This is a genomic window from Motilimonas sp. 1_MG-2023 (assembly GCF_030547455.1).
Classification (GTDB): Bacteria; Pseudomonadota; Gammaproteobacteria; order Enterobacterales; family CBDFNC01; genus Motilimonas.
The window spans coordinates 1-15,353 of record NZ_JAUOPX010000065.1 but is presented as its reverse complement, the minus strand read 5'-3'; the positions used below and the strand labels follow the sequence as shown (position 1 = coordinate 15,353).

Genomic DNA, 15,353 nt, shown 5'->3' with positions numbered 1-15,353 from the left:
ATGGCTATGTCAGTCCAGAAGCATTTGAACTAAAGAACATTGCTTAGTGACGTGTCCAGTTTTAGTGCTAGGGATCAAACTATGCAAACTATTCGATTGCGATATAAAGAACTTGTTTGAGAATATAAAGCCTCAATTAACATAATGAATGTTTAAGATGTTGTAATATAGATAAAAAATTAGTCTTTCGATGGATATGAATTGATGAAAAGTGATCCAAGTTTTAATTTTGTAAAAAACAAGTTTAGGGGCGTTGTCTCTGTCTACAAATCCAAAAAATTCGTTAAAGACAAGGCATTAACTGATAGTGCTGTATTCAGGCAGGGTATTAAATCCTTACTGGTCGAAAGTAGAACAATGTTTTCCGAAGGAAGGTTTAAAGATGTTATTTCTTGGGTAAACACTAGTATTCAGTCCCAACTTCCTGAATTATCTCATCAGAAAATAGGTTTTGAAGAACTTAGATTTGTTAAACCTGATACAAAAAAAGCATCGATTTCAACAGAAATACTTTGGGTTGCTAGTCGATTATCAGCAGAAACACAAAATATAAATAAGTTCTTATCTTTTAAAAAGAATATTGAAGCTGAAGTTTTGAAAGGTAAGTATATTGATGTTTTGAGTCAATTAGACACATTGGAGAAAGAGCTTGGAGCGTCACTTTGGTCTGTCAAGTTAAGAATTTCGTTATTACAGACTAGTAAAGGGTTAGAAGCGCAGAAACAGTATACCAATGAAGTAAGGAATGTTTGGACTGGCGGAATTTTAAGCTACATCACACTGTTCGTCAGTGTTAGGAATGAAGAAAGAACAACCATCGCCAAGTTTATAGATGATATCGAAGCCAAACTTTCAAACCCGAATATAGACCCAGAGCTTGTACCTCACTTGAGGTATCATTTACTTACAGAACTACCTAAAGATGAAGATAGCGCAATCGATTTGTTACTTATGGAACAAATGGGGTCGATTTATGACCTATACGAATTGCTAGTTTCAATGTTATTAGACAACCTTCATGCAAAAAGTTGGGCTATTAAAGATAACTCGTTAATTGAGATATTAAAGAAGCTAGGAAATATTCAAGACCTTAGATTAAACAAAATTTCCGAGATAAAGAATTTTCAACTATTCAATTCAACATTGCGCCAACGAGATTATTCAATTTCAGATTATTTACTCGATTCAGACTGCACCTCAAAACTGAGCATATATAAATCATTTAGGTCTAGTAGCGATTCATTTTTAGACGTGTGGAACCATATTTATATAGGTATTTGGCTCGGGTTATTAGGAAAAGACAATGGTTCATTAACTTATGAACCACATAAACTACCAATCTTACTTGGTAAAGCATTATCTGAACAGAACCTTCTCAATGATGTAAAATACCTGATTAAACTGTCCGTTAACTATCATGGCTTATCTATATTTAAAGGAATAAAAGAGTTCTTACTTTTGTTACTGAAACAATCGACTAATTATGATGAATTGTGGAGTCCTCACACTATTGGGCTGCATAGTGAATCAATAGGTATTGAAGATTATCCATTGAGCGTGAATTGTGAGTTGGGTTCTAAATACCCTAATTCATTAACCAAAAATCTCTGGATGGGAAGAAATTCATCAAAAAGCATAGATGAACTGACGTTTGCACTGATGAGTGGGTTAAGACACATCGAATGCAAAGAGTACGAAATGTGTTTAAGTGTTTTACCTCAGAAAATATCTTTGGAAATTCCATTTCCATTTAGACTTATTTTTACTCAAATGAAGCTATCAGCTTTGTCTTTTGAAAGACGTAAGAGTGAAGTGATTCATTTGATAAATGAGACAGTGCCTGAGAGCGCAGACATAATAGATATTGTGTCATTTGAGAGTGAACTAGTTGATTATGAGTATAAGGACTTTGAATGCGAAAATAACGTGCTATCAGCGCCAATTGCTCTTTTCATTGCATGGCTTAAAACAGAAGACAGTAAACTCCTATCATATTTAAGAATTGCAACTAAACAAGCGATTAAAAAGCTTAACCTTGAAAAGCCTTCAACAATGGTTGCGAGGCCAGAAAAATACTCGAATTCACAATTAGTATTCTTTTTAAATTATATCTGCGTACCACAAGTTATTGATAATATTCGGTCGCTTAATGGAACAAAAGCTGTACTAAATGAGAGGCAATGTATTTGTCGCCTTCTAATAGCGTTAGATCCAATAAACGCAGATGAATACCATCAAGAAATAGCTAGCATTGATGATGATTTATTGATGGAGGAAGGGAAAAGAGTTGTCGATCGAACGCGTATTTATGTTGATATGGACGCTCATAGTCGTTGGATGCTGAAAGAGTTGAAAGAAGACTATGAACGATATAAAGATTTACTAGACATCAATATTACTGGCGAACAGAATTACAGTGAAATAGTAGATGACTTTTTAAAGTCAGATGGAGCAACTAAAACTACTTTTCAACCTGATAACGAAGCCGATGCGGTACTACTTAGTCTCATAGTTAAAGCTAGTAATGACTTTCTTACAAATCCAAAGTATGGCTTAGATTATTATTTAAGTAAGCGCATTAGACATCAATCTTTTATCGGACTTATCAGAAGTCATTTGGAGTTTTCTAATCTAATAACTACTAGGGTAACCGAAGGTGAAGACTTTGAATATAATCATTTTTGGGTCAATAAATTTCATTCTCTAAGCCAAGACGAAAAAGATCAGTTAAACAATTTGTTATCAAAATTTGCTGAGGAATTTGACGATTTACTAATTCATGTAAGAGACAACATATTTCAGTTGAATACTGAAGATTGCCCAACTGGTCTTATTAAAATTGATTTCAATATCCACGTAATGTCATTGTTAAAACACTTCATCATTGAGACAAATGCCTCTTTTGAGGAGTTTGTTTATTACTCAAATATTTTCATGTGGGCATTTTTACAGCCTTCTTTGGAGAAAACAAAGGCATACATTCAGTCTAATCTTAAACAAACAATAATGCACAGTGCGGACATATTAAAAGCGCATGCAAGAAAGCTAGCAGGTTTAGATCCAGCTTTTGAAGACTTTGAATTGCAATTAACTGACAAAACGGCCGCGGTACAGAGATCGTTAGAAGACGTTATGTCTTGGTTCACTCCATTAACAGGTGTATCAGCTGAAAGAGTTGTGATTAGTGTTGAGCAGGCTCTTAATCTCTCGATCAAAGCTGCATTAGATATGTTGAGACCGTTCGAGCCTAAATTGAACACAAAAATAATAAATGCCGATGATTTAAAGTTGCAACAACTGGGGCTTACTTTCTTAAACGACACCATATTTATTCTCTTTGACAATATTAAAGCTCATTCAGGCTTAAAAAATCCAGAGATTGAGCTTCGCATTGAAGTAAACAAAGACGAGGAAGTGATAACTGTTCATTGTGTTAACAACACAAGACAGTCGGATAGGGTTAGGCTTAAGCAAGAAATTGATAAAATAAAAGTTTTGATAGAGAACGGCAAGATTGGCGACCGAGCAAAGCTTGAAGGGCGAAGTGGATTTATAAAGTTAGCAGCCAGTATAGATAAGGCAACTAAAGGACATTTAGACTTTGATTTGCTTCGTTCTGGACAGTTCAGTCTCACTATTACAAATGACTTGGCTATTAAAGCCTTGCCGATGGAGCAAGTGAGGATTGTAAATGTATAAAGTTTTAATTGTCGAAGATGAAGAACCTAAATATGTTCATATCAAAAATCATATTCAACAAATACTCCCAATTGTTGTAGTGAGTCACGCTAAATCGGTAACTAGTGCAGTTGACAGATTAGAAGACAATATTCCTGATTTGTTAGTATTGGATATGTCTTTACCAACATTTGATATTTCTGAGGAGGAAAGTGGTGGCAGGCCACAAGGCTTCGGAGGCATTGAGGTATTAAGAGAGATGCAAATAGAAAATTGGCGATGCCCAACAATCGTTATTACCGGCTACTCTGCGTTTCAACGTGATGGAGTCCAGAGAGTGAGTTTAGACGAACTGTCAACTGAACTAATGAAAGAATTCCCAGATTTTTTAAAAGGCGTTTTGCATTTTAATTCTTCTTTTAGTGAGTGGCAGGTAGAACTTGAAAAAATAATAACTAGCACAGGAGCTTGATTAAGTATGAAAATCCTAATTGTAGACGATGAAGCTCCTAGATACTCGGTTCTTATAAAGAGCCTTGTAGATATGGGCATAGAACGGTCAAATATATGTATTAGTGTTTCTAGCTCAGATGCTAGAGATAAGTTGGAACAGACTAAGTTTGATTTGTTAATTCTTGATTTATTAATTCCATTGTGGCCCGAAGATGAGCCTCATGAACAAAACTCAGAAGATTTATTAACCGAGCTAAATGTATCTGATGAACTCAACAAACCTTCAAAAATAATCGGTATTACAGCGGATAAATCAGGATTAACTGGCACTGTTGAAAAGTTTGAGCATGAAACTTGGCATGTAGTGCAATATGAAGCATCTTGCTCTGATTGGGTTAAGAAAATTCAAAATTGTGTTCAATACCTGAATGACAACCCGGTAGAAGATTATGTAAAAGAACACAAATTTGACTTAGCAATTATTTGTGCACTAGACGATCCAGAATTAACGGAAGTTTTAGCGTTAGATTGGGATTGGGAGCAGCCAAAACCCATTGATGATCATACTTTTATTTATGAAGGAAAATTCAAATCGGGAGGAAATGAATATTCCGTATGTGCTACGCATTGCAGCAGAATGGGAATGGTTGCAACAGCAAATAAATCAGCAAGCATAATTAATTTATTAAGACCCAAAGTAATTGTTATGACTGGTATATGTGGTGGAATTAAGAAGAATACTGACTTTGGTGATGTAATTTTTGCCGAATGCGTATGGGACTACCAATCTGGAAAATTGAAAAAAGAAGGTGAATCATCTGTTTTTGAAATTGCTCCTCACCAAATAATGGCATCAACTGAAATAAGATCAAAAATGGAGCTTTTCAAAGCTGATAAAGGTGTGATGTCGCAGATTAGCTCTGAATTTGAATATGATATAAATGTGACTCCTAAACTGTTGATAGGGCCTATCGCTACAGGTGCAGCTGTTGTTGCAGACGCTGATTATGTAAACACTATCATATCTCAAAATCGAAAAGTTCTTGGTATAGAAATGGAGATATATGGACTTTATTCTTCAGTTGAAAACACCTCAGGTAACAAACCCAAAGTATTTGCTCTCAAATCAGTATGTGACTTTGCTGATTTAAACAAAGATGATGACTATCAAAAATACTGCTCATATATGAGTGCAAACGTTATGAGGCGCTTTTTAGAAGACTTTGGTCATACTATTTTTTGAGATAACTTTTCGAGATAGTGCGCTACGTAAATTCTAAAAATCTTTCGCGGGATAACTTAGAAACCACGCACATAGAGTCACTTTATTAGTGTGTACAAATTATTGGTTGATAAAAGAATATATTAAGATCTTCAACTTATTATATTTCTATCGTTCAGAAAGACCTAACAGTGAGTAACAAGTAACTACTAAAAATTGAGGAAGTTGATGTCTAATTCAAACGATTTAAGCACAGAATCAGCGGCGAGCTATGCCGTAACACAAGCAAAGCATTTTCAATCGAAAGCAGATCACAACAAGGCTGAAAGTATTTGGAGCTTTCGTGGAGTAATGATTTGTTCGTTACTTGCACCTTTATTTGTCAGTCTCGGTGAAGGTGTGTTGTTGTCAAAAGTCATTCCATCAGGGCTCTCGGCGATAGCCGCATTTTCGACCGCATGGCTTCAACTAAGAAAACCTCAAACTCTTTGGTCAGTTTACAGAACAACACAGAGAAAAATTGAAACAGCCCTAATTCACTTCAAATACAAAACAGGCGATTATGAGGGAACCAGTGATTTAGATGCTGATAAGTTACTTATATTAAATGTGACCAGCTTTGCTTCAGAAGCCCATCATGCGTGGACTAAAGCAGTCCCCGAGTCTAACTCTCTTAAGGAGTTCCCACATATTGAGGCCAAAGATAAATAGCAATCAAATTGTAGAATTTAATAGTTACAGCGAATAAATCAGCTTTCTGACTTTGAGTGATGAAATCTTACCTTAACCAGTTTTAGGTGCTGGCCATTGCGTTGTGTATGGGCAATGCTGTAACTCATATCCGTTCATAAGTCCTGCTTGTTGGTTTCAGTAAACAGGTTAAGTAACAACACAACTAATGAACCTGTCAGTGAAGCAAGAATACTAACTTATGAACTTACAGTAAACGCAGAATATTTTATTGTAAGGCATTGATGATACTAGTTAAGTTATTGATTATAGGTAGTTGATGAACCTAGGAACTAAAACATGATATTTAACATAATATACATAATGCGCAGTTAGGTATATGCGGGGTTTTGGGTCGATAATCACAGTAGCTCAGACAGTTTATGCCATGAGTGCTCTACCAGTGTTAAATCTCTAACTAGCGTTTAACCGATCGCATTGGTGTTATCGTCGTGGTTTGAGTTGTAAATGTCTTGCTCATTTATTTCAACACTCTTGTCATTGCTGTGACAATGCTCCACAACAAGATGAATTCGTGTGAAACTTAAGGCTTAAATACTTAATGCTCAAATACATCGCCAAGAACATTAACATTCGTGACAATAATTTTAATAATGAAATGCACGCCGTCAAAAATGTTAGGTGTGCCTTAATATTTTTGTTAGCTGACGTGCTTTGTGGATGACGCGTTGAACTTTCCAATCTGTATTTAACTGCGGCAACATGCATCTAGCTGATGTCAGAACATCATCTGTTTAATTCTCAATAGCAACTCTCAATCACAAGCTAACGTGCAGTTATGGTTAAAGTTCGTGAGATTAGGTATCTAGCAAGTAAACATTGCATTTAGTTATCGCGATTGTCTTTTCTAGATGTGAGTATTCACCTTAAATCTTCATTAAATTTCACATAGAAACGCGAAAAAATACAGATCACATTAACTCCTATGAATTGGCTTAATAATAATCATATGGAGCAAATAACACCCACAAACAAAGCGATTGCATCGATTTTGTTGGGAGCTCGTTAGTTTAATGTGATTTCCATTGCCTGTGGTATCGCTTAATGACGACAAAGAGCAGTAATACTGTCTATTAACATAATAATCTACTGCCAACCTTGTGGATATAAGCCGAGATTAGACGTAGAAATCGTATAAAGTCATTATTTTACGTGAATGTACTTTTAACTGTATTTATATACAGTTAAAATGATCCGTATAACGCTAATTATACGGATCATTTATTTGATGGAAATACAGCACCAATTTATACCTTTGTTCCCCCACGCCGAAGATCTTGATAGCGGCCTTGCGGATGTCAACACATTAGTGACTCAGTTAGATAGACAGATTGAGGACGCCAGTTATTCATATCACTTAGCTTTTGAATATTTAGCCGAGAATCGCTACAGCCCAAACAACTTCAAATCAATTCGCAGTGAGCTCAACCTGCTGTTTAATTGGATCTGGTTCGTTCAGAAAATCAGTTTGAAACAAGTTGACCGAATCATGATGCGAAAATTCATCGACTTTTGTAATGATCCCCCAGAAGAGTTAGTGGCTCCAACTTCTTACCCTTATTTTATTACCGATAAAAACACAGATCTCGTGCAGGTTAACCCTAAGTGGCGCCCTTTTGTTCTGCGCGGTGCTGGCGGCTATATTCGTAAAACTGCCACCCTTAAAGCACAACTTTCATTACTAAGTGGTTTTTTTCTATTTTTAGCAGATGTTGAATACGCAGAAAAAAATCCTGCGGCGGTTTTACTTCGCCGCCTTAATGTAAATAATACCCGCGTTACCGAGTCTGAAGATGGCGACAAAGCATTAAGTGAAGTGCAATGGCAATATGTCACGGCGCAAGTAGATGATTTAGTAGAGGAAGAGCCGAACAAACATCAGCGAACGAAGTTGTTGTTTACCCTGCTCTACTATCTTTATCCTCGGGTATCCGAAATTGCTGCCCGTCCCGGCTTTACACCATTAATGAGCAATTTTAAAAAACACCGAAGTGGCGTTTGGATATTTAGTATTCCACAAAGTAAAGGAGGGAGAAGTCGTATTATTCCCTGCCCTGAGCCTGTGATGATTGCTTTAAAAGCATATCGTGAATTTCTTGGTTTGAGCCCGTTGCCTTTACCTGATGAAAAAATTCCGTTATTTACGCGTCATCAAGCTGGCACTCATGGCCGAGACGCCGGCGTGCTAGATTCACAATTAGGAATTGAAGCAATTCGCGGCATTGTTAATGATGTGTTTGATAAAACAGCCAATGCAATGGAAGAAGAATGGCCATATGAAGCGCAAGAGTTGCGGGGATTCAGTATCCATTCTTTGCGTCATACTGGTATTTCCCATGCCATTGCACAAAACCAGCCGCTGCAAACAGTAATGAAAAATGCTGGTCATAGTAATTTAGCGACCCTTTCTATTTATACATCAGTGGATCTTCGGTAAATGCTGCTTGTTTCTGGTTACGAGTTTTCTTATCCTAAGTTTACTGAAGTAAAGGGATAAACCATGCTACTTAGGATCACAGCCCCTATTTGGGTTAACGTAAAAAATGGCCAAATAATAATTAAACGCGGTATGTTTCCCGCTTACTTTCAAACAGAAATTGAGCGTATTTTTAGCGGACAAACTCAGATTTCAGGTGACATATTCGCCGTTAAATCAGGCCGTCATTATAAGCTAACCTTCTCAAAAAATATTCCGGAAGGTTACCAACAAAGATGCCGTAACGTTTGGCGCGGCTATGCTCCCATTAAATCGAGCTCAGGCAATTTGAAAAAAGTGTAAGCATAAAAAAAGGAGCCATTCGGCTCCTTTTAACTGTTTAACTCTTTGTTTTTATTTAATTATACTTAATCGAGTAACTTCATGCCTTCTTTGCTTAGCGCAATTCGCCCTGCTTTAAAAAGCCCACCAATGGCGCGCTTAAATGCATTTTTGCTGACACCAAAATGCTGAGAAATTACTGCAGGATCACTTTTATCACTCAGGGGGCTATTACCGCCGTTGCGTTTTAGGTGCTCGAGTATTGCTTGACTTAATTCATCAACAATTTCATGTGTTGGCGGCTGTAAACTTAAATCGATTCGGCCGTCGCTGCGCACTTGCTTGATGTAAGCGGTGTGGGTTTGACCAACGCGGATAGGTTTAAAAATTTCGTTAGTGTAGATAACGCCCCAAAAAGTACTGTTGATGATGGCCTTGTAACCCAGATCTGTACGCTGCGCGATCAACACTGAAACCGCTTCATTTTTCTTAAATTTCGGTACTTTTTTATCTAAAAAGCGATCCAGTTTTGTCGATGCGGCAAGACGTTGCGTTTTCTCATCACGATAAACATACACCACATAGTTGCGATTTACTTCCATCGGCACACGTTGCTGATTAAACGGCACTAATAAATCTTTCTCTAAACCCCAATCTAAAAAGGCTCCGGGCTGAGTATTGGCAACCACTTTTAGATAAGCAAACTCACCAGCACAAGCGAAAGGCTTTTGTGTTGTGGCAATCACCATGTCTTCAGAATCAGTATAAAGAAACACGTCAATGACATCGCCAACACTGACATCAGCGGGGGCAAATTTACTTGGCAAAAGCACTTCACCCAGATCACCTGCGTCTAAATAAATCCCAAATGGAACCATTTTTACTATCTGTAATGAATTGAAAATACCTGTCTGTGCCATGCTCTGTACTCGTTTGCAATAATCGACGCATTATATCGTTATCCATTTAAAAATGCGCACTTTTGTAGGGTAAAATTGCTCATTCAATGGTAACTGCACAATGAACCTAATAATCATTGGTAAGAAATAAGGACTTCACTTTTGAAAAATGACAACGGCCCCTTTGCAGCTGAGCATAAATCAGGCGTTTACAAAGCCATCTTCAACCGCCGCGATGTACGGGGACAATTTTTACCTACTGCCATTCCCGATGAAATATTCAGTCGAGTGTTGTACGCCGCTCATCACGCGCCATCGGTTGGCTTTATGCAGCCATGGGATTTTTTAGTCATTCAATCTCAAACCGTGAAACAACAAATCCATGCTGAGTTTGTAAAAGCAAATCAACATGCTGAGTCATTATTTGAAGGAAAGAAACGCGAACTTTATCCCGCATTAAAGCTTCAAGGCATTTTAGAAGCACCGATTAATTTGTGCATTACGTGTGATCGCGAGCGCGGCGGCCCAGTGGTATTAGGCAAAACAGCCATTCCCACCATGGACTTATATAGTACGGTATGCGCGGTACAAAATTTTTGGTTAGCGGCGCGAGCAGAAGGTTTAGGTGTTGGTTGGGTAAGTATAATTGATGAACAAGCAATGAAAGATATTCTTGGGCTTCCTGAGCACGTGGTGCCAATCGCTTATTTATGTGTTGGCTATGTGAGTGAGTTTTTCGAACAACCCGAGCTACAAAGCAAAGGCTGGGCGAATCGATTGCCTCTCGAAGAATTAGTCTCTTTTGATCGCTTTGGCCAGAAAAAATCAGCAGCGGAATCAAATTTGATTAACCAAATTGAGCACGACGGTAAAGTTTATCCCTATTCCCTGCCCTGAATCAGTTTTTCCAACAGCGTATTCACGGTAGAATACGCGCTTTTTAAACTGACGGTAGCATTATGGCGCAGTTGTATTTTTATTATTCCACCATGAACGCGGGTAAATCGACTTCTTTATTACAGTCGGCATACAACTATTATGAACGGGGTTTAAACAGTCAGATTTTTACCGCCGCCATTGATGACAGAGACCAAGTGGGTAAAGTAAGTTCGCGTATTGGTTTGAGTCAAACCGCGCATATTTTTGATAATACAACTGATATTTTTCAACAAGTGAGCGCTCTGCATCAGACTAGAAAAATTGACTGTTTATTGGTTGATGAAAGCCAATTCTTGTCAAAAGCGCAGGTAAAACAATTAACGCAAGTGGTTGATGAATTAAAAATTCCAACCTTGTGTTATGGCTTGCGTACCGATTTTGTCGGTGAATTATTTGCAGGTAGTCACTATCTATTGGCATGGGCAGATAAACTGATAGAGCTAAAAACGATTTGCCATTGTGGCCGTAAAGCAAATATGGTGATACGGGTGAATGATGAAGGTGAAGTGCTTACCCAAGGCGAACAAATTCAAATAGGCGGTAATGATAAGTACATTTCGGTGTGCCGCAAACATTACAACCAACAGCAATACCAAAAATAAAATAATATTTACTCAGTCAGTAATGCTGACTTTTATGACCAGTAAGGATCAATATTTATGAATACTCAATGTGATTTATGTGCCTCTGAAACTGATTTAGCCGTTTATGAAGTAACACCGGCCAGCAACTTAGGTGAGCGCAACATTACATTATGTAGCCACTGTTTAAGCCAAGTAGACCAAGGTGAAATTACTGATGCCAACCATTGGCGCTGCCTAAATGACAGTATGTGGAGTCAAGTACCAGCAGTGCAAGTTATGGCATGGCGTCAACTTAAGCGCTTAAGCAGCGAAACAGATTGGGCCCGTGACATGCTAGACATGCTGTACCTAGAAGATGACGTACTTGAGTGGGCTAAGTCAGGCATGCCAGATGAGAATCTAAAGCCGACTCTCGACAGTAATGGTGCGGTGCTACAAGCTGGTGATACGGTCACCTTAATCAAAGACTTAGAAGTAAAAGGTGCAAACTTTACGGCTAAACGTGGCACCGCGGTACGCGGCATCTCTTTAACAGATAATCCTGAGCATATTGAAGGCCGAGTAAATGGCACTCGCATTGTAATCCTAACCTGTTTTTGTAAAAAGTCTAACTAACAGCTAGGTAGCGCATCTCAGTTTAACTACTTGCAGGGCGCGTTAATCCGCGCCTTATTTATGCGCTACGGTTGAATATGTTTATTTGAACCGAGTTAAGCTTAAGGCAGAAACTCGTCTTGCTGGGGTGGTAATTCACCGAGCATCAGGTAAACTTTTATTGTTATTAATCAAACATAAGAGAATTATATATGGCACTCGCATCAGCAAGACACATCCTAGTAGAAACAGAGCAACAATGTAACGAGCTTAAAGCTCAAATTGAAAATGGCGCAGATTTTGCTGATTTGGCCAAGCAATTTTCATCTTGCCCTTCTGGCGCGCAAGGTGGTGAATTAGGTGAGTTTGGCCCAGGTATGATGGTTCCAGAGTTTGATAAAGTGGTGTTTAGTGCGCCAGTAAATACGGTACAAGGCCCTGTTCGTACCGATTTTGGTTATCATCTACTTGAAGTAACTAGCCGTAGCTAATAGTTTTACTCTTTACTTAAATAAAACCACGCTCCAAATGGTGCAATGCACGGTTTGGAGCGTTTTTTGATCCAGCCATTAATGAATAACAAAATGTTCTTGGTCTATCTCTCCGTAACATTGCCCGTTACGAAAAGTTTTTCGATTAAAGTAACAGCTTAAACAACACATCGTTTGGTCTTGTTGCGGTGTAGAGGTGCATATTTGCAGCACCTTCACTGACGAATGTGGGATGACATAGGTTTGCAGCCACCCTCGCTTCGTTTGTTTTTGTGTGTGTAGCATAATTAAGGCATCGGAAAGCTTATGTGTTGTTCGCATGTTACTGCTCCTAAAGAGTGATCCTAAACAAGTCGGCCATTTACTAAAACAAGCCACTTGTCACCTCGGCAGAAATAAGCCGTAACATTCAAAATAGACCAGCTTAAGCAAGCTGCAATGCTCGGAATTAATCAGCGGCTAGACGCCTCCGCAAAACCCTCGCAACCATTTGTTTTCATTAATAAGTCACAAGGGTAAAATTTTTGTGACAATTTACTACAACAGGAAGACAGCAGGGTTTGGTTGGTTGCAAAAAAAGTCTGTCACTTTCCCTCTGTGAGGAAGTTTATCCGAGGGGACGACTAACTCGCTTCTGCCCCATAACAACTTACATTTACAAATGTGAACGTAAACCGTCCAGTAAATTTTATATTCCATAAATTATATAACCCCTTTGATTTTCCGGCTCTACGCGGCCATATCCGGCGTGTAATTTCCCTCTAGTCTGCCGCGTAGGCTAATTTCATTTCCCTTGCCTTATAGGGCCTGTTTGATGCCTTATTTTGGCTATTTTAGTGGTATGTAACTACTTGTTATTATGTGGGTTTACTTTATTGCCAATATGGCTGCATATGTTAGTCTTAATCTTACTTAATCAAGAGGTTACAACATTGAATTATTCTCATAAAACGTATGATCAAATTGATTTTTCAGGCCAAGACTTGAGCTCTCATCATTTTTCTCACTGTAAATTTTTTGGTTGTAATTTTAATCGAGCGAATTTACGTGATGCTAAATTCATTAGTTGTACATTTATTGAGCCGAATGATTTTGAAGGATGTAACTTTATCTATGCAGACCTACGAGATGCTTCATTTATGAATAGCATGCTTTCAATGGCGAATTTCCAAGGGGCAAACTGTTTTGGTCTTGAATTGAGAGACTGTGATCTAAAAGGTGCTAATTTCTCACAGGCAAACTTTGTCAATCATGTTTCTAACAAAATGTATTTTTGTTCTGCTTATATTACGGGTTGTAATTTGTCTTATGCTAATTTTGATAAGCAATGCCTAGAAAAGTGCGATTTATTTGAAAATAAATGGATAGGAGCGAGCCTGCAATGGGCCTCTTTTAAAGAGTCAGATTTAAGCAGAGGATCATTTTCAGAGGACTTCTGGGAACAATGCCAAATTCAGGGGTGTGATCTCACTCATTCAGAGTTAAATGGATTGGATCCTCGTAAAGTGGATTTAACTGGCGTGAAAATTTGTGCATGGCAACAAGAGCAGCTTTTGGAGCAACTGGGGGTGGTTGTTATTCCTGACAAACTGCTTTGATGTGCGATTTTAAACGCTCAAATTTATAAAGCTCATAATATTCTCAACCTTACAAACATAGACATAGGAGCTACCATGTATAACTTTTTATCCTCTGGCGCATTTGTTGAAACCTTCACGATAGAGCCATATAGCAACGGGTCACTTAATGGGCTTACGTTTGCCGTTAAAGATAATATTGATATCGCTCAGTATAAAACCTCCTATGGGAGCCCATCTTGGCAAAATAAACATAAAGCGGCCATTTATAACGCCTTGTGTGTTGATCAGCTATTAGGCTCAGGGGCAACCTGTTTAGGGAAGACGGTATCAGATGAATTCACATATAGTTTAGATGGCGAAAGTTTCTTTTTTGGAACACCTATCAACCCCAAAGTGCCAGATAGAATACCGGGAGGCTCATCGAGTGGGTCGGCTTCGGCTGTTGCGTGTGGTTTACTGGATTTTGCCATTGGAACCGATTCAGCTGGCTCAATCAGAGTGCCTGCAAGTTTATGTGGCGTTTACGCCATGCGACCAACGATGCATCGAATTTCAGAGGCAGGTGTCTTACCATTTGTCCCTAGCACAAGTACGGTTGGGGCTTTTGCCAATGATATAAATGTATTGGGCGATGTTATGCAAACGCTCTTAAAAACTGACAGCGTCACATCCCCAAAAATAGAGACAATTTACCTGCTTGAAGATGCCTTTAATATCTCTGATCCAGAGGTATCAGCTCTTATAAAAGAGAGTATCAACAATTTATTGGTTAATATTGATGCCAATGTGGTTTCTATTACACTGAGCGATATTCTTGGCGAGGAAGTAACACTTGATATGCTTAATGTTAATGCATTAAGACCATTACAAACTTTTGAGTTCTTGAACACTGTAGGTAACTGGATTGAACATGAATCGCCTGAACTTAGCCCATTTTTTGCGATGAAATATGAAACTGTGCGAAAGTTTGATCGCAAGTCGGTTAGCGATTCTCTTTGGCTTTGTGAGCGATATTTTCGTCAGATGTTCTCGTTTATTAAGAAGGGAGATTTGATTGTATTTCCCACTGTACCCACGATTGCACCATTAAAACATTCGCTTGAGGATATGGAAACAGCGCTAGATTTTTATGACCGAACTATGTCGATCACTTCGTTTTCTGGTGTTGGTCGTCTGCCTGAAATATCGATACCAATAGCAAATATAGATAACGCACCTGTTGGGCTGTCAGTGGCAGCAGGTTTCTATCAAGATGAATTTTTAATATCCAGTGTAAAGCAGTTACTTTTGAATTCTAAGAAGTTCACCCAAGTAGTCTAAATACAACCTTGTTCTGGTCTAATCCCATCGGACACTTAATTTTGAGACAATAACGTCAATAGATTAAGGAAATGATATGAGCCTG

14 protein-coding genes are annotated in these 15,353 nt (G+C 38.3%); 12 read left to right on the top strand and 2 right to left on the bottom strand.

Annotation, left to right across the window (positions count from 1 at the left end; genetic code table 11):
• Positions 1-204 precede the first annotated feature (204 nt).
• From Q4519_RS20535 to Q4519_RS20510, 6 genes are all read left to right on the top strand, one after another.
• A complete protein-coding gene (locus Q4519_RS20535) occupies positions 205-3,699 on the top strand; it encodes a hypothetical protein (RefSeq protein ID WP_303515613.1) in 3,495 nt (1,164 codons plus the stop codon).
• Positions 3,692-4,150, top strand: coding sequence for a response regulator (locus tag Q4519_RS20530; protein ID WP_303515611.1), 459 nt, complete (start codon positions 3,692-3,694; stop codon positions 4,148-4,150). Before Q4519_RS20535 ends, Q4519_RS20530 begins: the two co-directional genes overlap by 8 nt.
• A gap of 6 nt (positions 4,151-4,156) precedes the next feature.
• A complete protein-coding gene (locus Q4519_RS20525; RefSeq protein ID WP_303515608.1) occupies positions 4,157-5,374 on the top strand; it encodes a hypothetical protein in 1,218 nt (405 codons plus the stop codon).
• Between the two features lie 207 nt (positions 5,375-5,581).
• On the top strand, positions 5,582-6,064 hold the full coding sequence (locus Q4519_RS20520) for a DUF4231 domain-containing protein (protein ID WP_303515605.1): 483 nt from the start codon (positions 5,582-5,584) through the stop codon (positions 6,062-6,064).
• 1,267 nt (positions 6,065-7,331) lie between these two features.
• Positions 7,332-8,540 carry a site-specific integrase gene (locus tag Q4519_RS20515; RefSeq protein WP_303515603.1) on the top strand — a complete coding sequence of 403 codons (1,209 nt, stop codon included), beginning with the start codon at positions 7,332-7,334 and terminating at the stop codon, positions 8,538-8,540.
• Between the two features lie 63 nt (positions 8,541-8,603).
• Entirely contained in the window at positions 8,604-8,882 is a 279-nt protein-coding gene (locus tag Q4519_RS20510; RefSeq protein WP_232799512.1) for a DUF3634 family protein, read from the top strand.
• A 65-nt stretch (positions 8,883-8,947) separates the two neighbouring features.
• On the opposite strand, the gene Q4519_RS20505 is transcribed toward Q4519_RS20510, so the two are convergent.
• Positions 8,948-9,781: a S1 RNA-binding domain-containing protein gene (locus tag Q4519_RS20505; protein WP_303515601.1), complete on the bottom strand. Its 834-nt coding sequence runs from the start codon at positions 9,779-9,781 to the stop codon at positions 8,948-8,950.
• A gap of 141 nt (positions 9,782-9,922) precedes the next feature.
• Here Q4519_RS20505 and bluB point away from each other — a divergent pair, with 141 nt between their 5' ends.
• The 4 genes from bluB (at position 9,923) to Q4519_RS20485 (ending at position 12,368) form a co-directional block, all read left to right on the top strand.
• Positions 9,923-10,657, top strand: coding sequence for a 5,6-dimethylbenzimidazole synthase (gene bluB, locus Q4519_RS20500; RefSeq protein WP_232799510.1), 735 nt, complete (start codon positions 9,923-9,925; stop codon positions 10,655-10,657).
• Between the two features lie 62 nt (positions 10,658-10,719).
• On the top strand, positions 10,720-11,301 hold the full coding sequence (locus tag Q4519_RS20495; RefSeq protein WP_232799509.1) for a thymidine kinase: 582 nt from the start codon (positions 10,720-10,722) through the stop codon (positions 11,299-11,301).
• 57 nt (positions 11,302-11,358) lie between these two features.
• Positions 11,359-11,898 carry an alkylphosphonate utilization protein gene (locus tag Q4519_RS20490; RefSeq protein WP_232799508.1) on the top strand — a complete coding sequence of 180 codons (540 nt, stop codon included), beginning with the start codon at positions 11,359-11,361 and terminating at the stop codon, positions 11,896-11,898.
• Between the two features lie 191 nt (positions 11,899-12,089).
• Positions 12,090-12,368 carry a peptidylprolyl isomerase gene (locus tag Q4519_RS20485; RefSeq protein WP_232799507.1) on the top strand — a complete coding sequence of 93 codons (279 nt, stop codon included), beginning with the start codon at positions 12,090-12,092 and terminating at the stop codon, positions 12,366-12,368.
• A gap of 78 nt (positions 12,369-12,446) precedes the next feature.
• On the opposite strand, the gene Q4519_RS20480 is transcribed toward Q4519_RS20485, so the two are convergent.
• Positions 12,447-12,689 carry a hypothetical protein gene (locus Q4519_RS20480; protein ID WP_232799506.1) on the bottom strand — a complete coding sequence of 81 codons (243 nt, stop codon included), beginning with the start codon at positions 12,687-12,689 and terminating at the stop codon, positions 12,447-12,449.
• A 611-nt stretch (positions 12,690-13,300) separates the two neighbouring features.
• Between Q4519_RS20480 and Q4519_RS20475 the strand changes: the two genes are divergently transcribed.
• Both Q4519_RS20475 and Q4519_RS20470 read left to right on the top strand, forming a co-directional pair.
• Positions 13,301-13,966, top strand: a complete 666-nt coding sequence (locus tag Q4519_RS20475; RefSeq protein WP_303515615.1) for a Qnr family pentapeptide repeat protein — start codon at positions 13,301-13,303, stop codon at positions 13,964-13,966.
• 75 nt (positions 13,967-14,041) lie between these two features.
• Positions 14,042-15,268, top strand: coding sequence for an amidase family protein (locus Q4519_RS20470; RefSeq protein ID WP_303515595.1), 1,227 nt, complete (start codon positions 14,042-14,044; stop codon positions 15,266-15,268).
• Positions 15,269-15,353 lie beyond the last annotated feature (85 nt).